The organism is Haladaptatus ordinarius, assembly GCF_054177595.1.
The window spans coordinates 1-19269 of sequence record NZ_JBPEHH010000025.1 but is presented as its reverse complement, the minus strand read 5'-3'; the positions used below and the strand labels follow the sequence as shown (position 1 = coordinate 19269).

Sequence of the window (19269 nt, the reverse complement as noted above, 5' to 3'; positions counted from 1 at the left end):
TTTGTTATTCACCATTTACCGGAGGTAAACGACTGGTTACGGAAGTCGACAGTTCTTTCATACCATTCCGCTATCTGGTGGTAATCACCGATTACTCGTCGTTTCGCGCCCTTTTTCTCGGCAGCTCGACAGGTTCTCGTGCACCCCGAGCACGAGTCCCGGCACGACGAACATGAAGACGTGTTCTTCGAGAGGAATCCCGGCGAGTTCGACGCCCGTTCGAAGCGGAATCGAGAACACGCCGATGGTGAGCGTGTACCAGTCCCAGACGTAAGCGAGTGGGTACAGGACGAGAATCGTCTTTCCAGCCCGGACGAGAGCGTCTGCCCGAACGAGCAACCAGAGCGCGACTGCGCCGAAGGCGATTTCACTGGCGAGGTACGTGTACTGGCCGAAGACTGCGCCGATATCTGGTACCACGTCCGATAGGTACGGATTGCGAGCGCAAAAATCCCGCAGAAATGCGGGCCATGCGACAAAGTTCAAGACCACCGAGTGCGATATTCAAGACGACGATGGATATCTCTGACATTGCGACCACAGACTACTTCGAAATCGAAGCAGAGGAGCGACTCGGGAAGGCACGCTCGATATTCGAAGAAGAGAACCCGAAAGGCATTGTCGTGACCGAAGCAGGAGAGTACGACGGCGTCATCACGCAAAAGCAACTCCTCCAGTCGCACATCGAAGACCAGACGAAGGTAGCGACCCTCACGAAACCCGCTCCGAAGGTCAACTGGAACGACGGAGTTCGTGAGGTCGCCCGTGCCCTCGTCGAAGGTGGGACCAAGGTCGCACCCATCTTTGAGGGGGACAACGTCTGGGGAATCATCGACGAGGACATGATTCTCGAGGGCGTCATCGAGAACCTCGACGCGCTCACCGTCGAGCAAATCTACACGGAAAATCCCATCACGATACCGGAGGACGCGACGCTCGGTCGGGTGATCAACAACATGCGCGAGCACAGCATCTCGCGTCTCCCCGTCGTGAACGACGAGGGGTATCTCACGGGCATGGTCACGACCCACGACATCGTGGACTTCGTCACCCGCAACATGGACAAACCGACCACAGGCGAGCGCACCGGCGACAGCAACCGGATGCTCGACCTGCCCGTCTACGACGTGATGAACAGTCCCGTCGAGACCATCTCGCTCGATGCGACCGTTCGCGAAGCGGTCGAACTGATGTTCGAAAAGGACTACGCCGGACTCGTCGTCACACCCGACGACGACCGCGTTGTCGGTGGAATCCTCACCAAGACGGACGTCCTCCGGGCGCTCACGTTCACCGAGGAAGATCACATGGACGTCCAGATTACGAACATCAATCTCCTCGATACCATCACCCGGCAGAACATCCGCCAGAGCATCGAAGAGATTATCAACAAGTACCAGGAGATGCAGGTGCGCCACGCTCACGTTCGATTCCACGAGCACAAGGAGAAGCTTCGTGGGACGCCGCTCATCCAGTGTAAGATTCGTCTCCGCACCAACCGCGGACAGGTCGCCGGTACCGGCGAGGGGTACGGCGCAGAGCAGGCATTCAACGTCGCCCGCGACACGTTAGAGCGCAACGTTCTCGAACTAAAAGGTCTTCAGAGTGACCGCGAGTACGAAGGCCAACTGCTCCGAAAACTCAACGAACTGTAAGCGTCCGTTTCGGTTACGACGCGCGTTCGTTTCTTCGTCATCTCGCTTCTCTAGTCGTTAATATCTCGTCTCGTCCTCAAATATATCTCGTCTTCAAACCGTCTCGTCCGTGCTCTCCAGACCGGCGTCGGTGATGCGGAACTGTGCGCGTCCGCCGGCGGGTTTCGACCGATGTTTTTCGAGCGTGGCGCGCCGATTTCCGCCGCGGAAACGGTCGACTCGGAGGACGACGCCGGTCCAGTGTTCGAGGGTGTGGCCACCGAGGGGTCGCGTCCCGTCGGAATCGGGGTCGGTGTACACCTGATTTGTCAGGAGCACGGCGAGGTCGTGTTTTCGCGCCAGCGAGAGCAAGTGAGTGACCTGGCTCGCGACCTTGCGGAGTGCCTCACCACCCTTCTCGTCTTCGCTCCGTTCGAGGCGGTAGAACCCGGTCGCGCTGTCGAGAACGACGAGGTCGGCCCGTCCTGCGAACTCCGTCGCGTCTCTTACTGCCTGCTCCTGTTCTTCGAAATCGAGGGCTTCCTTGATGACGATTCGAGAGGCGACTTCGTCCACGTCGTCGGTGCGCTCTTCGGCTATCTGTTCGAAGCGTTCGAGAGACAATCCCTCGGTGTCGATGTAGACGACGGTTCCGCCGTTCCGCGCGGTTTCGATGGCGGCCCCCAGCGCCACGTTCGTCTTCCCTGCGGCGGGCGGTCCGTACACCTGTGTCACGGTTCCACGCTCCAGTCCGCCTCCGAGCAATTCGTCTACGGACGGGCACCCGGTCCTCAGTTTCTCGGCGTCGGTCACACCCGACTATGGACCCTTCTCACGCAAAAGGTTCCGGATTCGCTTTGACCGTGGCGACTTTGTTCCGTCCCTGCGAAGACCAGTCAGTGACAGTCGTCGTTGCGACAGCGGACTTCGAAGTGTACCACGACGTGGTGAACGAACTGCGCGAGAGAGGCGTCCGATTCACGACGGTCGAACCGGGCGAGGACCTCCCCGACGGAGCACGAATCTGTATTCGAGCCGAGACCGACGCCGTCGATACCGACCTCCCGGTGGTCGTCGCCGACCCCGACCGTCCCCGTAAAGCGGTCGAGAGGGCACTGGCCCTGTTGCGAGACGAGGCGGGTAGAACCGTCGTCGGGGTCGACCCAGGCATCCGTCCCGGTATCGCGGTTCTCTCGGGTGACGTGGTGACGGCGGCGTTTCACGTCCCGCTCGCCGACGCTCCCGAGGTCGTTCGAGAGGAGGTCGCGGACGCCATCGACCCCGTGGTTCGTATCGGCGACGGCGCGCGCTTGCAAGGTGCGCAACTCGTTCGCGAACTCGAAGACGTCCAGGTCGAACTGGTCGACGAAACCGGGACGACTCCGTATCTCGGCACTGGCGCGCGCGGCATGGGCGACGTGCTCGCGGCGGTCAATATCGCACGGTTGGAGGGCGAAATCGTCGAAGAACGTGCTATCGAACCGACGGAGGGAGAACTGGGCGTCATCAAACGGCGGTCGCGCGAACGCTCGCAAGACAACCGCGAAATCGACGAAGAACTCGCACGCCGGGTCGCGGCGGGCGAGTTGACCATCGAAGAGGCACTCAACGAGCACCGCGAGGAGTGAGATTCGAAACACGACCGACCGGAAGAGACGGTCTGGAACAGACCGACCGCGACGGACGGAGACAACTCAGAGTTCCACGAGTACCGTGAACTGGTGTGTCTCGTCGTTCGGACACTGGAGATGCTCTTCTTTGACGATGGTGCCCGAGAGCAGTTGCTTGCCGACCTTCTGGAACTTGTCGAGGGTGACGTGTCCTTTCTCGCGGACGACGACCTCGCTTCCGGGGTCGGTTTCGAACTCTCCCATGCCGTCACACCCCTCGTACGGACACTGGACGCGAACGACAACCATGTGACGACTACGACCTATCGATTTTTACATGTTTTCGTGAACCGCTGCCTCCGCTCGCCGCATCACCTCGCGCACCGCGAGCCCTGTCTCCCGTGCAACCGCCATCGCGTCGTCGAACTCGGCGCTCACGTCGAACACTGACCCGGATTCGTCACTCGCTAGCTTCACGGTCACGTCGAACTTCGTCTGCTCGGTTCCGTCGTCGACTTCCAGTGTCACCGTCTCGAACTCCCGGTGGGCAATCCATCGGTGGCTCGCGCCGGTTTCACGAACGCCGAGCGTCCCCGTCTCCTCGGCGATTTTTCGGGCGACTCGCTCGGCATCCTCGGGTTTGACGACAACTTTCACGAGGTGGCCCGGACGCGATTTCTTCATCGTCGTCGGGAGAACTGATACGTCCCGTGCGCCCGCGTCCGTGAGGGTCGCCTGAAGCCCACCGAGGACCTCCGGTGGTGCGTCGTCCAGATTCGTTTCGAGGACGGTGACGTCGTCGCGGACGAGTTCGCCCGCCGTCTCACCGGCGAGTACCCGAAGGACGTTCGGATGCTCCGGGAAGTCGTATCCGCCCGCCCCGTATCCGGACGCCTCGACGTTCAGCGTCGGAAGCGTCGAGACGCCATCGGCGAAGTGGGCGAGAATGGCGGCCCCCGTCGGCGTGAGCAGTTCCGCCTCGACCGGACCACCCGAGAGCGACCAGTCTGCCCGCGCCGCGATTTCGACCACCGCGGGGGCAGGAATCGGGTACGTCCCGTGACTCATCTCGACTTCGCCGCCGCCGGTGGCGAGGGGCGTCGTCACCACCCGTTCCGGGTCGAGGTCGGCGAACAGGAGCGCCGCGCCGACCACGTCCGCGATGGCGTCGTCCGCGCCGACTTCGTGGAAGTGCGTCGAATCGAGGTCGGTGTCGTGGACGCTCGCCTCGGCTTCGCCGAGAATCCGGAAGACGGCTTTGGCGTTCGTTTCGACGGCGCTATCGAGGCCCATCGATTCGAGGAGGTCGACGACCTCCCGGTAGGTTCGTGCCGGACCTGCACCTTCCGCGTGTTCGTGTGTATGGCTGTGTTCGTGTTCGTGGTCGTGATGGTCGTGATGGTCGTGTTCGTGGTCGTCGTGGTCGTCCGCCCTCGCTTCGTGGGTCGAGAGCACTCGGACTCGTGTCGCCCCGATACCGTTTTTGACGGTCTTCTCGACAGAATACTCCACGTCCAGCGCATCTTCGACTGGTGTGAGTGAATCGGGGTTCGACCCGGCGTCGAGCAAGGCTCCGAGAATCATGTCGCCGCTGGCCCCCATTCGGCCGTCGAACGCAAGTGTCTTCATACGTCCCAGGCCGTTTCGGAGGCCGAAAACCCCATCGGTCGTGTCGGCACCACTATCCCTTTGTACTGCCATCCCGTAGTGGCTACCAATCGCACGCGAGCAAGTCCGAGCTATCGGCGACGAGCGTGCCGAGAGTCCCGCTAACAAAGGACTTATGCCGCGCGAACAATCACCCACAATCATCCCCCGCAACTAATAATCATGAACGAAGTGCAACTGGAGGTGGCGAAAGCGTATCCGAACGACTCGGGACGCGGCATCGCCCGTCTCGACCCGGATACCCTCTTACATCTGAAGCTGAGTCCCGGAGATATCATCGAGATCGAAGGAAGCGATACGACGGCAGCCAAGGTCTGGCGTGCCGACCGGCAGGACTGGAACACCGACACAGTCCGTATCGACGGCTTCACTCGCCAGAACGCCGACGTCGGTATCGGCGAACGCGTCGAAATCCGCAAGGCGGAGGCCGAGAAAGCCGACAAACTGGTGCTCGCGCCGCCGGAAGAGGCGAGCGTCCAGTTCGGAAGCGACGCCGCCGGAATGGTCAAACGCCAGATTCTGAAACGCCCGGTCGTCGAGCGCGACATCGTGCCCGTCATGTCGAGTACGAACCACCCGTTCATGCGCTCGCCCGGACAGGCCATTCCGCTCATCGCCGTCGAAACCGACCCGCAAGGTGTCTGTCTCATCACGGAAGACACCGAAGTCGAACTGCGTGAGGAGCCGATTTCGGGCTTCGAGAAGACCGGCGGTGGCATCACCTACGAGGACATCGGCGGCCTCCAGAACGAAATCCAGCGCGTGCGGGAGATGGTCGAACTCCCGATGAAACACCCGCAGATATTCCAGAAGCTCGGCATCGAGCCACCGCAGGGTGTGCTCCTCCACGGACCGCCGGGCACCGGGAAGACCCTGCTGGCGAAAGCCGTCGCCAACGAAACCAGCGCGAGTTTCTTCTCCATCGCGGGCCCCGAGATTATCTCGAAGTACTACGGCGAGTCCGAACAACAGCTCCGGGAGATATTCGAGGACGCCGCCGAGGAGGCTCCTTCTATCATCTTCATCGACGAACTCGACTCCATCGCGCCGAAGCGCGAGGACGTGACCGGCGAGGTCGAACGCCGCGTCGTCGCCCAGCTACTGACGATGATGGACGGCCTCGAAGCGCGCGGCCAGGTCATCGTCATCGCGGCGACCAACCGCGTCGACTCGGTCGACCCCGCACTTCGGCGACCGGGTCGCTTCGACCGTGAGATCGAGATCGGCGTGCCGGACGAGGAAGGCCGCACTGAAATCCTCCAGATTCACACGCGCGGGATGCCGCTTTCCGACGACGTGAACCTCCCCGGCCTGTCGAACGACACCCACGGCTTCGTCGGAGCCGACATCGAGAGCCTGACGAAGGAGGCCGCGATGAAGGCGCTCCGGCGCTACCTGCCGGAAATCGACCTGGACGAAGAGTCCATTCCGCCGTCGCTCATCGACCGAATGATCGTCAAACGGGAGGACTTCCGTGGCGCACTCAATGAGGTCGAACCCTCCGCGATGCGCGAGGTGCTGGTCGAACTGCCCAAGGTGTCATGGGACGACGTGGGCGGACTCGACGACGCCAAGAGTCAGGTCAAAGAGAGCATCGAGTGGCCGCTCTCTTCGCCTGAGAAGTTCGAACGGATGGGCATCGACCCACCGTCGGGCGTCCTGCTCTACGGGCCGCCCGGCACCGGAAAGACGCTGATGGCGAAAGCCGTCGCCAACGAGACGAACGCCAACTTCATCAGCGTGCGCGGGCCGCAACTGCTGTCGAAGTGGGTCGGCGAGTCAGAGAAGGCCATCAGACAGACGTTCCGCAAGGCGCGGCAGGTCAGCCCGACCGTCATCTTCTTCGACGAACTCGACAGCCTCGCCCCCGGCCGCAGTCAGGAGGTCGGCAGCAACGTCTCCGAGCGCGTGGTGAACCAGTTGCTCACGGAACTCGACGGCCTCGAAGACAAGGGCGACGTGATGGTCATCGGCGCGACCAACCGCCCCGACATGATCGACCCGGCGCTCATCCGCTCCGGGCGGTTCGACCGTCTCGTGATGATCGGCCAGCCCGACGACGAAGGCCGCGAGCAGATTCTCAAGATTCACACCGACGACACGCCGCTGGCACCCGACGTCAGCCTGCGCGAACTCGCGGAGATGACCGACGGTTACGTCGGCAGCGACCTCGAATCCATCGCGCGGGAGGCCGCAATCGAGGCGCTTCGCGAGGACGACGACGCCGACGAAGTCGAGATGCGCCACTTCCGTCAGGCGATGGAGAGCGTTCGTGCTACCATCACGGAAGACCTGCTCGACTACTACGAGCAGATGGAACAGGACTTCAAGGGCGGTTCGTCCGCACCCCAGCGCCAGACCGGCGGGCGTATCGGTTTCCAATAGAACCTTTTACGACGGTCGAGAGCCACACCCCGCGCCACGTCGGCGCAGGGAGTGGCCGTCTCCCTGTAAAAGGTTCATCAAAAGCACTCCTCCTTCATTTCACACGGATGACTCGCGCTGCGAGTCATCCGTGCCCCATTCAGTCGTCGGCCCGCTCTCTCGTCGCTACGCTCCTCGTTCGCGGTGATTTACGGTGATTTCTAGCGGTTGTGTCACCGGCAAATTTCCGGTGGTTAGTTAACCGACCTATCGCTCACGTCGTTCGCTGAATATTCTTGTGCCAATAGTTCGAGGTTCGTTTGTCAAATGATGACTCAATCATGAAAATCAGCAGGCCAATCAGCCGCCAGAAATCTGCCGGTGACACAACCGCCAGGGGCTAGCCCATTCACCGGAAAATCTTCGATCTTCCGGGCCGAGGAACCCTCGAAGGAACGAGGACGACGAATAACACGAGTCGTCCGACGTGACTGAGTGGGGTGACGAAGGCTTTTGGTGCAGATTTTTCAGGGAGGAAGGCCGAGACGAACGCCACGTGGCGTTCGTCTCGGCACCCGACCGCAGAAAAAGGTGCTAGTATATGAGTTCGTCGTCGTTTTCGACCATGTAGAAGGTGCGCGCGGCGATGTTGACGGCGTGGTCGCCGATTCGCTCTAAGTCGCGGATGGTGAGCAGGAGACGCGACACGTCCTGGAGCAAGCGTTCGATCTCCTCGTCGGTGTTCTCGGCGTCCTCCAGTTCTGTCTCGATGAGGTCGCGGACGACGAGTTGACTCGCGCGCTCACAGAGCTGGTCTAAGTCGTCGTCGCGGTCGGCGACGACGTAACAGGCCTCCGTGTCGTCTTCGGAGTAGGCGTCCATCGTCGCCTCCAGCATCTCGAGAGTGACGTTGCCGAGTTCCTGGATGTCGACCTCGGGGAACATGTCGCGGTCGGCGGAGAGGGTGTACTCGCCGAGGTTCACTGCGAGGTCGGCGATGCGTTCGAGGTCGGTGATGATCTTGAACGACGCGGCGATCATCCGGAGGTCGCTCGCGACCGGTTGCTGGAGTGCGAGCAGGTCGATACAGTCCTGTTCGAGTTCGAGATAGAGCTCGTTCACCTCGTAGTCGCCTTCGATGACCTCTCGGGCGAGTTCGCGGTCTTTTTGCTCCAGTGCGTTGAGGCCGAGACGGAGCCGCTCCATCACCACCTCGCTCATGTAGAGGACGTTCTCTTGGAGCTCTGTCAACTGCTGTTGATAACTTTTTCGTGCCATAATTTGTGATTCGGGTATCTTTGATATGAATCTTGTCCGAACTCCCCTGTTCGTCCAACGTGAGCCTTACCCAAACTTCCCGGTGATGTAATCTTCGACGCGTTCGTTCTCAGGGTTCTCGAAGATTTTCTGCGTGTCGTCGAACTCCACGAGTTCCCCGCCGGTCAGGAAGACGGCGGTCTTGTCGCTGATGCGGGCCGCCTGCTGCATGTTGTGGGTGACGATGACGACCGTGTAATCCTCGGCGAGTTCGGCGATGAGGTCTTCGATCTGTGAGGTCGCGACGGGGTCGAGCGCGCTCGCCGGTTCGTCCATCAGGAGAACCTCCGGGTCGGGCGCGATGGCCCGGGCGATACAGAGGCGCTGTTGTTGCCCGCCCGAGAGTTCGAGCCCGGACTCGTCGAGTCTGTCTTTCACTTCGTCCCACAGCGCGGCGCGCTTCAGAGACTCCTCGACTATCTGGTCGTAGTCGCCGTCTTTGTCCTGGATGTTCAGCCCGTAAGCGACGTTGTCGTAGATGCTCTTCGGGAAGGGGTTGGGTTTCTGGAACACCATCCCGACGCGCCGCCGAAGCGCCACGGGGTCGACGTCGGCGTCGTAGACGTTCTTCCCCCGAAGGGTGAGTTCGCCTTCGACGCGCGCCGAGTCGATGAGGTCGTTCATCCGGTTGATACACCGGAGGAACGTGGATTTACCACAGCCGGAGGGACCGATCATCGCGGTGACACGCTTTTCGGGAATCTCCATGTCGATTCCACGCAACGCCTGGTCCTCGTCGTACCACACGCTGATGTCTTTCGACTCGATGAGCGGGGGCGTATCCGCACGCCGCACTCCACTGGAGTCCACTTCGGTTTCGATGAGCATCTCGTCGCCCATCGAGCCTGACGATTCGGCCTGCTGTCTCTCACTCGCTTCCTCGTTCGTGGGCATGTTCTCTTGACTCATTGTTTATCCCTCTCTCTGAAACTTGTTGCGTAGTGCGATGGCGACGGAGTTCATCGCCAACATAGCGATGAGGAGGACGATGACGCCCGCCGGAACGACCCGATCGAAGAACTCGGGTGTTGCGAACGTTCCCGCCCAGACGTAGATTTGCATCGGCATCGCAGCGACGACTGAATCGAACGTGCGAGGGACGCCAGCGATGTTCGCCGCGCCGATCATGATGAGCGGTGCGGTCTCGCCGACTGCACGTCCCAATCCGAGAATCGTTCCGGTAAGGATGCCGGGGAATGCACGGGGTAGAACGACGTTCTTCACCGTCTGCCATTGGGTCGCACCCATCCCGTACGACGCTTGCCGCATGTCGTCCGGCACCGCTCGAATCGCTTCCTGCGACGAGATGATGATGATGGGTAAGATGAGTAGCGAGAGCGCCAGTCCTCCTACCACGATCGTACCCCTACCGAACAAGTTTCCGGCCACGTATATCGGTGACAGGCCGAGCGGTTCCGCGATAGCCGGTGGAAGCACCGGAATACCGGGGCCGAGGTACGTGACGAAGACGCCTGCCGCAAGCAGTCCATACACGACGCTCGGAACCCCTGCCAGATTCGAGACGTTGATTTTGATGATCCTCGTCAGTCGATTGTTGGGTGCGTACTCTTCGAGGTAGACCGCGGCACCGACGCCGAGTGGAAACGAAACGAGGGCGACGACGAACATCAACAGCACCGAACCGACGATTGCGGGATACAGACCTGCATCTGCGGCGTTCCTCGAACTGTTCCCAGTGACGAATGCCCAATCGAGCCACGATTGTGGCCCAGCGAACCCGAGTACATCGACGAGCAACGCCCCAACGAGCGCACCGACGATGATGACGGCGGGCAGGGCAAGCCCGATACGACTTTCGGGTCGGTGAGAAACCGTCTCAGCGGCGTACAGACCGATCGGGACGCCTGCCATGGTCATGAGAAGTGGTGCAGGGACGGAACCGATCCCGAGGAACCCACCGACCGGTGACGAGAGCATGGTTGCGAGAAGGACGATACCTGCCGCGATATCACCGGTTCGCTCTCCCTCCCATCGTTTATCGACGTACCTTCTCGCGGCCAGTGCCGCCACCGAACCGAATGTGAGTGCCATCGACATGCCGTTCGTCGGGATGTAGAGCAGTCGAAGGATACCGTATGGAATGAGCACGAACGACGCGGCGAATGCGAGTGCCGTAAGACCCAGCCATGCCAGAAACGGTATCTCGAAATCACTTCGGCTCAATCCGATAGCGAGGACGGCAGGAACGACGAACGCGACGAAATATGCGAACCATAGGAGTGGATACACAACGTCGATGAATATGGTCGATATCCCGGCCGCGAACACCGACCCGACGAGTGGTATCCCGAGTGCGGTTATCCCTGTCGAGAGGGAGGCTCCATCTTCCCGATTCAGATACCATCCGACGGCGGCGGTCGGGACGATGAAGGTGACGAAGAAGACGAGATACCAACCGGGGTCGGCAGTCAACGGCTGGATGGCGTCGTTCGTCACGTAAACCAACAACACACCAAGTGCGACGATTCCGGTGAGCGTCGCCGCGAGTAGTGCGTACTTGAATATCGCTCCCCCAGTTCGGCTGACCTGTGCGAACCGTTCTGTCGTCTCGTATCCGTCTGTCTCTGTTGCCATTTCAGTACTCCTCCCGGTAGTGTTCCGCAACGAGGTCGCTGACGACGTTCATCACGAGCGTAATGATGAACAGGGTTAGTCCGACAGCAAATGCACTTCGATACGCGATTCCACCACCGGCAAAGTCACCAGTGAGCGAGTTTACGATCGCCGCTGTCATGGGCATGTTCGGATTGGTGTACTCGAACGGGTTGAGCGGATTTCGGAAGAACGAGACGCTCCCTGCCGCGATGGTCACCGCCATCGTCTCGCCGATGGCCCGTGACAGTGCGAGGATGAACGAAGAAAAGATACCGGAGATAGCTGCGGGAATGACGATCCCGATGGATACGTCGAGTTTCGTGGCACCCATCCCATATCCGGCCTGCCGAAGATCGTCAGGAACTGCGCTCATCGCGTCCTCGCTGATGGAGGCGACCATGGGGATGATCATTATCCCGACGACGATGCTCGCAGACATCATGTTGAAGAACTTTACGTGGAAGATCGGCTCCAGCAACGGTGTGATGTAGATGAGTGCGAAGAAACCGTAGACGACGGTCGGAACTCCCGCGAGGATTTCGAGTGCTGGCTTCAGAACCGACCGTGTTTGGTTACTCGCATATTCACTCAGATAGAGTGCCGTTGCGACGCCGAGCGGTAGTGCGATGATCGCAGAGCCGATAGTCACCATAAGAGTCCCCGTCAAAGGTGCCAAGACGCCGAACTGACCATTACTGGGTCGCCACGTCGTCCCGGTGAAAAACCCGAGAATCGATGTCGTTTCTCCACTAACACCTAATAATCCTGCAGTTATGCTGAAGAATCTCATCGATTCGTTAACCAGCAAAAGAACGATACCGACGGTTGTAATTATCGACAGGAGTGCGCAGGTAAAGAAGAAGAGACGCGCTAGCAACTCCCGCGACGAATTCCCTGTTCGTCTTGTGAGGCTTTGTGTTATCCGATCAGTACTCATTGTTCGTATCCTCCGGTTGTGCTCGAAAAAGCGCTTCGCTTATCGACTCGGATGTTCAGTTTCCGTTCGCCTTCTCGATGGCTTTTTCGAGGGTGTTCATCTGCTCTTTCTTTTCGGTGTCGTCGAGTGGGACGTATCCGACGCTGTCTGCCACGATCTCTTTACTCGTCGCGTGTTCGATCCAGAACTTTGCGAACGCGGCGACCTGGTCTTCACCGAGTGCCGACTGTTTCGGGTAGGTGAACAGCGGTCGTGCGAGCGGTTTGTATTTACCCGATTTCGCGGTTTCGAGCGAGGGTTTGACACAGCCATCTCCGTTGTCGATGCCGAGTGCTTTCACCTGATCTTTAGCTTCGCTGTAGTACGAAAACCCGAGATATCCGAGCGCGTACTTGCTTTTCTTGACACCGGTGATGATACTTTGGTCGTTCTCGCTCGCCTGGTGATCCATCCGGTGTTCGTTGTCCTCGCCGACGACTGCCTCGTGCATGTAGTCGAGGGTACCGGACGCCTCGGTGGGGCCGTAGAGCTGGATCTTCTCGTCCGGCCAGTCGGAGTTCACGTCGCTCCACTTTTGCACTTTGTTGTTTCCGCCCTGCCAGATCTGTTTGAGCTCGTCGACGGTCATGCAGTCGACGAAGTCGTTTTTCTGGTTGACGATGACCGTCAATGCGTCCGTCGCTACTTTGAGTTCGACCGGCTTGATGTCGTTCTTTTTACACTGCGAGACTTCCTCTTTCTTAATGGGCCGGGAAGCGTTGTTGAACTCCGTCTTCCCCGGACAGAAGTGGTTCGCGAAACCGCCACCACTTCCGGTCGAACTTACGTCGATACTCACGTTAGAATGTTCTTTCAGGAATTCTTCTCGCATTGCCTGCGCCAGTGGGAACACCGTCGAACTGCCGGAGATGCTGATCGAACCGCTCAGTCCGCCGTTGTCGTCTTCCGAATCACCGGCCGCCGGATTCTTCGTACAGCCGGCGAGTGCGATTGCACCGGACGCCCCGGCCCCGACGATGAACTTGCGGCGCGAAACTGGGTCTGACGACTTACCTGACATCACTGAATGCCAAGAACAGCGCGTAATAATATGTTGCTATTATTTCTATATATTTCTCTGTATGCTATTGTTCTACAGGTAGCACCGTCGTTCGATAGATCGCTCTCTCCGGGAGCGTGCCTTTTCACCACTATAGAACCCGAATTTTGGGGGGATCTTCTCCGCAGCGTTTTTATAATTTCCATATCTAATGGTTGGAATTCTTGTTCGAAGGAGACTGTGGCGAAGTAGAGCTATACTATTGAGGTCCCTATCGTCAATTTCGAACTTGTATATAGATATGGTTGGATTTATGGTGTCGCTACCCCCAACGTGAACTATGGAGACGCGTAAAGTCCAGGTCACTGGTGGCTCGACGTACACCGTTTCGCTTCCGAAGTCGTGGGCGACGGAGAACGGTATCGAGGCGGGGAGCGTCGTCGAATTTTATCCCGAATCGGACTCGCTGTTGCTGGCTCCGAAAGACGACCGGGACAGACTCGAAGGGTCGCTCGACATCACGAACCTCCGGGACGAAGAGTTGCGACGAGCGGTGTTTACGATGTACGTGAGTGGCTTCGACATCATCCAACTCGAAGCGGGACGAATCACGACCGAGCAACGCCGCACCATCAGCGAGGCGACCCAGAGTCTCGTCGGTCTCGAAGTGTTAGAGGAGACGGGCAACAAGGTCGTGATTCAGGACCTCCTCGACTCCTCTGAACTGTCGATTCATAACGCCGTCACGCGCATGCGACTCATCGCCCTCTCGATGCTGGACGACGCCATCACCGCCCTCGCGGAGAACGACGACGACATCGCTCAGGACGTCATCGAACGCGACGAGGACGTAGACCGCCTCTGGTTCGTCGTCTCGCGCATCTTCCGGGCGACGCTCCGCACGGCCAAGGCGTCCGAGGAACTCGGGATGTCGCGCGAACTGTGTTTCGACTACCATTCCAGTGCTCGCCAACTGGAACGCATCGCCGACCACGCCGCCAAAATCGGACAGCTCACGCTCCAGTTGTCGACGGTTCCCGACGAGGTCATCGAGGGTCTCGAGGAACTGCACGACGACGCGACGGCTGTCATCGACAAGGCGATGGACGCCCTCTTCATGGACGAGAGCGACGACGCGACGGAACTGGCGAACGAGGCCCGTCAGTCGATTCTCTCCATCGACGAACACACCCGCTCCATCGACAAACTCCTCCGCGAACAGGACCCACAGCAGGCACAACTGCTCGGCCTAGTCGTAGACTCGCTGTCGCGGTGTGCCGACTACGGCGGTAACATCGCGGAGACGGCGCTACAGAAGGCCGCACCGCGACCCTGAACGCTCCTTTGTAGTTCCGATTCGAACGACGCCGTCGCTCTCGAAAACTGCGAATCGAAGAAGACCGAGATTCGATTACTCGTCGTCGACCAACACTGCGTTAACCTGACCGGTCTGACCGGGGCGGGAGGTCACGCGCGCTTTGCCTTCGTTCGTGGTGATGATCGCACCCTTCGTGATGATGTTCCGTCGGGCGTAGTTCGGGTTCGCGCCGTTCTCTGCCACGTTCTGAATCGTCGCGTTGACCGTCTCGCCGTCGGTGGTCACGTTGGCGACGTCGGTCGTGAGCGCGCGAACCTTGGTGTTGCGTCCGCGAGCGTCGATGGTCCGGAACCTGGGTTCGCCGACCTGCGTTTCGGTCGGCTCACGGCCGAGTTCGTGCTTTTTCTTCTTGTGGAGGGGCTTCAGTCGCCCACCGGTTCGCTTTCGCGTGGAGCGTCCCTGGTCTTTCATATCGAGAGGATCGGTCACGAAATACTTCAATGACTCGATTCGCGGTCCGACATCGACAGATTTAGGCCGTCACGTTTTGTTCCGCCGGACGATGAGTTTGCGGACCACCGTCGCCGCACCGTTCCAGCAGAACGGCCGTGAACGAATGCGAGAGAGCGAGTTCGTCGTCGCGTTGTCGCTCGACCGGGACTGGTTTTCGCCCGACCAGGCGAAACGACTCGTGGACGTCGCGAGCAGTCAAGGACTACTCGAACACGAGGGCGACGAACTCGTCGTGCAGTTCGACCCGACGACCGTCGAGATCCCCGAGGAGTTCGTTCCGGACGAACGGCTCTTGCAGGAACAATCGACGTTCGAGAAGGTGCTCGACAAGGTCGTCTCCAGCGGAACGACGAAACAGACCGCCGTCGCCGAAATCAACGAACTCCAGCAGAACGCCGCCGTCACCGTCGAAGCGGCGGCAATCGTCTACGCTCGTCGCAAGGGAATCGACGTGAGCGCGGAGGCCGAGGAGGCGCTCACGGACCTCAAAGCGTAAAGTCTCGCTCCGTCAACGCGACGTATGGTCGAGGATAGAATCACCGACGGTGTTCGAATCGCACAAATTCTCTCGTCGGAAGTCGATGGCCGCGAGGACCCACCGCTCGATTCGCTCGCCATCGTGAACGCAGACCGGGACGTAGAACCGATCGACGACGGCGCGTTGGCCTACGAAATCCAGCAGGACGACACGGTCGTCGCGAGCGTGTTCGTCCACCCCGACCGCGTCCGTATCGAACTCGTCGATGGAATCGAATCGGCGGAACAGACGGCACGCGAAGCCGGCTTGCGCGTGCGTCCGAAGGCGGTCGAACCCCCTCGCGTCCTCGTCTTCGTCGAGAGCGGTGCGGAGGTCAAACGCGCCGTCGACACCCTGATTGCGGCGGTTCGTTAGAGCGCGGAGAGCAACGCCGGTAGTTTCTCGACGAGTTCGTCCCGGTGAACGTAGGCGTCTGCCCTCGGTTCCGGTTCCGGTCCGTCGGGAAACAGCACCTGCACGGCGGTCATCCCGGCGTCTTTCGCGCCCCGAACGTCCATCTTCGGGTCGTCACCGACGTACACCGTCTCGCACCGTGGTGCGTCGAGTTCGGCACAGAGCACTTCGAACGCGTGTTCGTCGGGTTTTCCGGCGTCGAGTTCCCCAGTGACGATGGTCGTGTCGAAGTGTGTCTCCCACCCGAGCTGGGCGAGTTTCCCGCGCTGGGCGACCACCGGCCCGTTCGTGAGCAAGCCGACGCGATACGCATCGCGGAGCGTATCGAGCATGTCAGGGACGCCACCGAGCGGCGAGAGTGCGTCCAGAATCACCGTTCTGTAGGCGTCCGTGAGTTCGTCGGGAGCGGTGTCGCTCTTCTCCGGAAGCAGGTCGTCGAAGATGGGGCGTCGCGTCTCGCTGGCGAGGTGGCGACTGTGGGCGTCGAGGTAGTCGTCGCGGGTGAGCGAGGGTGCGTCTACCGCGTTCACGGCGTCCGCGAGCAATGCGTCCCGTGGGCGGTCGGTCACGGCGAGCGTAGCGTCGAGGTCGAAACCCACAGCGGTCACGGGCATTGATACTCCCTTGGGGGCGAACACTCTTTATCAGTTCGATACAACCATGACCCACCACGAACATCTCGGACTATGAACTTCTTCGACCGGCTCGCAGACCGCATCGCGGCAACCGACAGCATCGTCTCCGTCGGGCTCGACGCAGATATCGACCGAATCCCGGACCATCTCCACGAGTACGACCTACCGCGCTGGGCGTTCAACCGCCGAATCATCGATGCGACACACGAACACGCGGCGGCCTTCAAACCGAACGTCGCCTTCTACGAGGACTCGGACGGGTGGGCCGCACTCGAAGAAACCATCGCGTACGCGCACGGGAAAGACGTACCGGTGTTACTCGATGCGAAACGGGCCGACATCGGTAACACCGCCCGACAGTACTCTGAACTGCTCGATACGGCAGACGCCATAACCGTCAATCCCTACATGGGCCGTGACTCGCTCGACCCGTTTCTCTCGCGGGAAGACAAGGGCGTGTTCGTCCTTTGTCGAACCTCGAACCCCGGTGGAACGGACATTCAAGACCTCGAACTGGCGTCCGGCGAGACGCTTTACGAGTGGGTGGCGTCACTCGCCGACCTCTGGAACGGGAACGAAAACGTCGGGCTCGTGGTCGGGGCGACGACGCCGGACGAACTGGAGGAAATTCGCGAGCGTGTGCCGAACCTCCCGTTTCTCGTCCCCGGCGTCGGTGCGCAGGGCGGTGACGCCGAGGCGGCGGCGACCTACGCTCTCGCGGACGGGGCAGGGTTGGTCAACTCCTCGCGGGGTATCATTTTCGCGGGCGAAGACGCGGGCAAGAACTTCGACAAGGTGGCGGGGCAGGCGGCGAAGCGACTCAAGAGACAGTTGAACCGGTATCGGTGAGTCACGTCGCTCGTCTCCGTCTCTCTCGGCCGGGTCGGTGTCGTCAGAGCTGGTGTGTGCGGTCGTCGGTGTCGGGTGGGGTGATGTCTTCGCTGCCCGGACCCTTCGGACTCCGTTTCTGACCGCCGCCTCCCCCGATTTCCGCCGTACACTCGACACAGAGGTCGTTCTCCCGGTTCCAGTGTTCGGTACAGACGAGCGCGCCACAGCGATTGCAGTCGTGTGTCGCTTCGGCCGCCTCGCAGATTTGACACAGGCCACTGACGCTCATAGTTACTCGTTGGGGACCAGGCGGTATCAGTCTGGGGGCGGCGAGAGGCTTAACACCCGTCCCCACGTAGCGCACCCGTGCACAGGTCGCGTCTCTTGCTCGGTGTCGCAGCCGTCTTCGCCGGAATCACGGTTTCGCTGGGGACCCTCGGCATCGTGTACAACCTGTTTCTCCTCGTCTTCGCGATACCGTTCGGTATCACGACGGCCATTCTCTGGTACCACGCCACCGGCCGCCTCGCCAAGAAAGTCGAACGCGACGCGTACCGAAACGCCGGGCGCGGATTCGAGTCGGGCGCGACGCGCGCTCGCACACGCCAGCGGACACGACAGGGCGGTCGGTCGCGCCGACGAACGTACGACCGCGCACGCACGCGGGCGACCGTCGCCGGGTCGTCCGGCCCGAGCAAAGTCGAGGCGTACAGAATCCTCGGTCTCACACCGGATGCGGACGACGACGCGGTTCGGCAAGCGTACCGAAAGAAGGTAAAGAGCGTCCATCCCGACCGAGAAAACGGGAACGAAGAATCGTTCAAGCGGGTCAACCGCGCCTACGAACGACTGCAGGACGACCGCTGATTCCACTACTGTCTCTTCTTCCGCAGGTTGTAGACCACCATTCCGACGACCGCCGACGTCACGAAACCTGATTATCACACGCGGTATTTAACGGGCGGATTTATTACAGTCGGTTCATAACATATCTAGTATCCAAACATTACGACACTACCTCCATCGGCTATCGACGCCCACGTACGTCGGAAAAGCGAGTCTGAGAAAAATCGTCTTCGATTTTATCGAAGAGGTGTCTATCGATGAAATCTGACACGACTTCCTCGGCGTGGCTGGTCGTCCTCGTCGGGTCGTCCGCCACGTCCGGTGTCGTGGACGCGAAGCAAGCCAGTTTCGTAGACACGACCGTGAGTGACGAACGCGGCGACGTTATCGAAGTCACCGTCCACGCATCCAAAGCGGCGACGGTGAACGTCGGGTCACCGGCGGACGGCTTTTGGGTGCAGGTGAACGTCTCCAAAGGGAAAACGACGCTCGCTATCAACACCTATCGAGCCAACGACAACGAGAGTGCCGTCACGCGGGTCGAAGGCGGTATGCGAGGGAAACCCGACGCCAAAATCCTCGCTGAAACCGGACCGCTCCAGCGCGGCGTGTACGATATGAACGTCACGGTCGATGGCATCAGGCAGGACGTCGGGTCGTTCACGGTGAAAGAACGCGAGACAGGTGACGCGAAGACGCTCGTTCTGCCGGACAGCACGGACGTTTCTGCGTTCGAATCGTCGGCCGACCTGCTGAAGACTGCCTCGGAGACGGAGGACGGGGCGATTGCGGAAGACGACCAGTTCGTACTCGCACTCGACGTTTCCGGTCTCGGTGGCTTCGTAAAGCAAGCGAACCTCTCGGGCGGCACTGAGAACGTCTCCGTCCACTTTCGCTAGTTGTCCACTCTGGCTCAGGAGTCCAGCAGCTGATACGTAGTCCTGAGTGAAGCGGGTGAATCAGGAACCTGATTCATCCGCTGTCCGGATACGCACCTGGTGAACCTACCA

21 protein-coding genes are annotated in these 19269 nt (G+C 60.3%); 9 read left to right on the top strand and 12 right to left on the bottom strand.

Going from position 1 to position 19269, the window contains the following annotated elements; genetic code table 11:
- Nucleotides 1-84: 84 nt before the first annotated feature.
- Entirely contained in the window at nucleotides 85-420 is a 336-nt protein-coding gene (locus ACR3FF_RS11070; protein WP_458188071.1) for a lycopene cyclase domain-containing protein, read from the bottom strand.
- A gap of 95 nt (nucleotides 421-515) precedes the next feature.
- Here ACR3FF_RS11070 and ACR3FF_RS11065 point away from each other — a divergent pair, with 95 nt between their 5' ends.
- Nucleotides 516-1655, top strand: a complete 1140-nt coding sequence (locus ACR3FF_RS11065) for a CBS domain-containing protein (protein ID WP_458188070.1) — start codon at nucleotides 516-518, stop codon at nucleotides 1653-1655.
- Nucleotides 1656-1748: 93 nt separating this feature from the next.
- Here ACR3FF_RS11065 and radB read toward each other — a convergent pair whose 3' ends face one another.
- A complete protein-coding gene (gene radB / locus ACR3FF_RS11060; RefSeq protein WP_458188069.1) occupies nucleotides 1749-2447 on the bottom strand; it encodes a DNA repair and recombination protein RadB in 699 nt (232 codons plus the stop codon).
- 86 nt (nucleotides 2448-2533) lie between these two features.
- Here radB and ACR3FF_RS11055 point away from each other — a divergent pair, with 86 nt between their 5' ends.
- Nucleotides 2534-3262, top strand: a complete 729-nt coding sequence (locus tag ACR3FF_RS11055) for a hypothetical protein (protein WP_458188068.1) — start codon at nucleotides 2534-2536, stop codon at nucleotides 3260-3262.
- 66 nt (nucleotides 3263-3328) lie between these two features.
- On the opposite strand, the gene ACR3FF_RS11050 is transcribed toward ACR3FF_RS11055, so the two are convergent.
- Together ACR3FF_RS11050 and larC are read right to left on the bottom strand one after the other, a co-directional pair.
- Nucleotides 3329-3553 (bottom strand): hypothetical protein, encoded by a 225-nt coding sequence (locus tag ACR3FF_RS11050; RefSeq protein ID WP_458188067.1) that lies wholly within the window; start codon nucleotides 3551-3553, stop codon nucleotides 3329-3331.
- A 24-nt stretch (nucleotides 3554-3577) separates the two neighbouring features.
- Nucleotides 3578-4873, bottom strand: coding sequence for a nickel pincer cofactor biosynthesis protein LarC (larC, locus tag ACR3FF_RS11045; RefSeq protein WP_458188066.1), 1296 nt, complete (start codon nucleotides 4871-4873; stop codon nucleotides 3578-3580).
- Nucleotides 4874-5074: 201 nt separating this feature from the next.
- Between larC and ACR3FF_RS11040 the strand changes: the two genes are divergently transcribed.
- Nucleotides 5075-7297, top strand: coding sequence for a CDC48 family AAA ATPase (locus tag ACR3FF_RS11040; protein ID WP_458188065.1), 2223 nt, complete (start codon nucleotides 5075-5077; stop codon nucleotides 7295-7297).
- 573 nt (nucleotides 7298-7870) lie between these two features.
- Here ACR3FF_RS11040 and phoU read toward each other — a convergent pair.
- From phoU to ACR3FF_RS11015, 5 genes are all read right to left on the bottom strand, one after another.
- Nucleotides 7871-8554 carry a phosphate signaling complex protein PhoU gene (gene phoU / locus ACR3FF_RS11035; protein ID WP_458188064.1) on the bottom strand — a complete coding sequence of 228 codons (684 nt, stop codon included), beginning with the start codon at nucleotides 8552-8554 and terminating at the stop codon, nucleotides 7871-7873.
- Between the two features lie 66 nt (nucleotides 8555-8620).
- Nucleotides 8621-9421: a phosphate ABC transporter ATP-binding protein PstB gene (pstB, locus tag ACR3FF_RS11030; RefSeq protein ID WP_458188118.1), complete on the bottom strand. Its 801-nt coding sequence runs from the start codon at nucleotides 9419-9421 to the stop codon at nucleotides 8621-8623.
- Nucleotides 9422-9505: 84 nt separating this feature from the next.
- Nucleotides 9506-11188, bottom strand: a complete 1683-nt coding sequence (pstA, locus tag ACR3FF_RS11025) for a phosphate ABC transporter permease PstA (RefSeq protein ID WP_458188063.1) — start codon at nucleotides 11186-11188, stop codon at nucleotides 9506-9508.
- Nucleotide 11189: 1 nt separating this feature from the next.
- The gene (gene pstC, locus ACR3FF_RS11020) at nucleotides 11190-12146 is read right to left on the bottom strand and encodes a phosphate ABC transporter permease subunit PstC (protein WP_458188062.1); all 957 of its coding nucleotides are present in this window, start codon (nucleotides 12144-12146) and stop codon (nucleotides 11190-11192) included.
- 55 nt (nucleotides 12147-12201) lie between these two features.
- Nucleotides 12202-13206, bottom strand: a complete 1005-nt coding sequence (locus ACR3FF_RS11015; RefSeq protein ID WP_458188061.1) for a PstS family phosphate ABC transporter substrate-binding protein — start codon at nucleotides 13204-13206, stop codon at nucleotides 12202-12204.
- 319 nt (nucleotides 13207-13525) lie between these two features.
- Between ACR3FF_RS11015 and ACR3FF_RS11010 the strand changes: the two genes are divergently transcribed.
- Nucleotides 13526-14521, top strand: a complete 996-nt coding sequence (locus ACR3FF_RS11010; RefSeq protein WP_458188060.1) for a PhoU domain-containing protein — start codon at nucleotides 13526-13528, stop codon at nucleotides 14519-14521.
- A gap of 75 nt (nucleotides 14522-14596) precedes the next feature.
- On the opposite strand, the gene ACR3FF_RS11005 is transcribed toward ACR3FF_RS11010, so the two are convergent.
- Complete coding sequence (locus ACR3FF_RS11005) at nucleotides 14597-14974, bottom strand: 30S ribosomal protein S8e (protein ID WP_458188059.1); 378 nt, start codon at nucleotides 14972-14974, stop codon at nucleotides 14597-14599.
- 91 nt (nucleotides 14975-15065) lie between these two features.
- Between ACR3FF_RS11005 and ACR3FF_RS11000 the strand changes: the two genes are divergently transcribed.
- The gene (locus tag ACR3FF_RS11000; RefSeq protein WP_458188058.1) at nucleotides 15066-15512 is read left to right on the top strand and encodes a DUF2240 family protein; all 447 of its coding nucleotides are present in this window, start codon (nucleotides 15066-15068) and stop codon (nucleotides 15510-15512) included.
- Nucleotides 15513-15536: 24 nt separating this feature from the next.
- A complete protein-coding gene (locus ACR3FF_RS10995; protein WP_458188057.1) occupies nucleotides 15537-15908 on the top strand; it encodes a DUF7993 family protein in 372 nt (123 codons plus the stop codon).
- Here ACR3FF_RS10995 and ACR3FF_RS10990 read toward each other — a convergent pair.
- The gene (locus tag ACR3FF_RS10990) at nucleotides 15905-16561 is read right to left on the bottom strand and encodes an HAD family hydrolase (RefSeq protein ID WP_458188056.1); all 657 of its coding nucleotides are present in this window, start codon (nucleotides 16559-16561) and stop codon (nucleotides 15905-15907) included. The two genes, ACR3FF_RS10995 and ACR3FF_RS10990, sit on opposite strands and share 4 nt — an antisense overlap.
- 72 nt (nucleotides 16562-16633) lie before the next feature.
- Here ACR3FF_RS10990 and pyrF point away from each other — a divergent pair, with 72 nt between their 5' ends.
- On the top strand, nucleotides 16634-17431 hold the full coding sequence (gene pyrF / locus ACR3FF_RS10985) for an orotidine-5'-phosphate decarboxylase (RefSeq protein ID WP_458188055.1): 798 nt from the start codon (nucleotides 16634-16636) through the stop codon (nucleotides 17429-17431).
- A 43-nt stretch (nucleotides 17432-17474) separates the two neighbouring features.
- Here pyrF and ACR3FF_RS10980 read toward each other — a convergent pair whose 3' ends face one another.
- On the bottom strand, nucleotides 17475-17702 hold the full coding sequence (locus ACR3FF_RS10980) for a hypothetical protein (protein WP_458188054.1): 228 nt from the start codon (nucleotides 17700-17702) through the stop codon (nucleotides 17475-17477).
- Between the two features lie 77 nt (nucleotides 17703-17779).
- Between ACR3FF_RS10980 and ACR3FF_RS10975 the strand changes: the two genes are divergently transcribed.
- Complete coding sequence (locus ACR3FF_RS10975; RefSeq protein WP_458188053.1) at nucleotides 17780-18280, top strand: J domain-containing protein; 501 nt, start codon at nucleotides 17780-17782, stop codon at nucleotides 18278-18280.
- Between the two features lie 236 nt (nucleotides 18281-18516).
- Nucleotides 18517-19158: a DUF7827 domain-containing protein gene (locus tag ACR3FF_RS10970; RefSeq protein WP_458188052.1), complete on the top strand. Its 642-nt coding sequence runs from the start codon at nucleotides 18517-18519 to the stop codon at nucleotides 19156-19158.
- The last annotated feature ends 111 nt before the right edge of the window (nucleotides 19159-19269 follow it).

What these genes read in the sequence shown, in the direction of transcription:
- ACR3FF_RS11005 (WP_458188059.1), bottom strand. Translation starts at nt 14,974, where the DNA reads ATGAAAGACCAGGGACGCTCCACGCGAAAGCGAACCGGTGGGCGACTG.
- ACR3FF_RS10980 (WP_458188054.1), bottom strand. Translation starts at nt 17,702, where the DNA reads ATGAGCGTCAGTGGCCTGTGTCAAATCTGCGAGGCGGCCGAAGCGACA.
- ACR3FF_RS10990 (WP_458188056.1), bottom strand. Translation starts at nt 16,561, where the DNA reads ATGCCCGTGACCGCTGTGGGTTTCGACCTCGACGCTACGCTCGCCGTG.
- ACR3FF_RS10995 (WP_458188057.1), top strand. Translation starts at nt 15,537, where the DNA reads ATGGTCGAGGATAGAATCACCGACGGTGTTCGAATCGCACAAATTCTC.
- ACR3FF_RS11000 (WP_458188058.1), top strand. Translation starts at nt 15,066, where the DNA reads ATGAGTTTGCGGACCACCGTCGCCGCACCGTTCCAGCAGAACGGCCGT.
- ACR3FF_RS10970 (WP_458188052.1), top strand. Translation starts at nt 18,517, where the DNA reads ATGAAATCTGACACGACTTCCTCGGCGTGGCTGGTCGTCCTCGTCGGG.
- ACR3FF_RS11065 (WP_458188070.1), top strand. Translation starts at nt 516, where the DNA reads ATGGATATCTCTGACATTGCGACCACAGACTACTTCGAAATCGAAGCA.
- pyrF (WP_458188055.1), top strand. Translation starts at nt 16,634, where the DNA reads ATGAACTTCTTCGACCGGCTCGCAGACCGCATCGCGGCAACCGACAGC.
- pstB (WP_458188118.1), bottom strand. Translation starts at nt 9,421, where the DNA reads ATGCTCATCGAAACCGAAGTGGACTCCAGTGGAGTGCGGCGTGCGGAT.
- pstA (WP_458188063.1), bottom strand. Translation starts at nt 11,188, where the DNA reads ATGGCAACAGAGACAGACGGATACGAGACGACAGAACGGTTCGCACAG.
- ACR3FF_RS11015 (WP_458188061.1), bottom strand. Translation starts at nt 13,206, where the DNA reads ATGTCAGGTAAGTCGTCAGACCCAGTTTCGCGCCGCAAGTTCATCGTC.
- pstC (WP_458188062.1), bottom strand. Translation starts at nt 12,146, where the DNA reads ATGAGTACTGATCGGATAACACAAAGCCTCACAAGACGAACAGGGAAT.
- phoU (WP_458188064.1), bottom strand. Translation starts at nt 8,554, where the DNA reads ATGGCACGAAAAAGTTATCAACAGCAGTTGACAGAGCTCCAAGAGAAC.
- ACR3FF_RS11040 (WP_458188065.1), top strand. Translation starts at nt 5,075, where the DNA reads ATGAACGAAGTGCAACTGGAGGTGGCGAAAGCGTATCCGAACGACTCG.
- larC (WP_458188066.1), bottom strand. Translation starts at nt 4,873, where the DNA reads ATGAAGACACTTGCGTTCGACGGCCGAATGGGGGCCAGCGGCGACATG.
- ACR3FF_RS11010 (WP_458188060.1), top strand. Translation starts at nt 13,526, where the DNA reads ATGGAGACGCGTAAAGTCCAGGTCACTGGTGGCTCGACGTACACCGTT.
- ACR3FF_RS11050 (WP_458188067.1), bottom strand. Translation starts at nt 3,553, where the DNA reads ATGGTTGTCGTTCGCGTCCAGTGTCCGTACGAGGGGTGTGACGGCATG.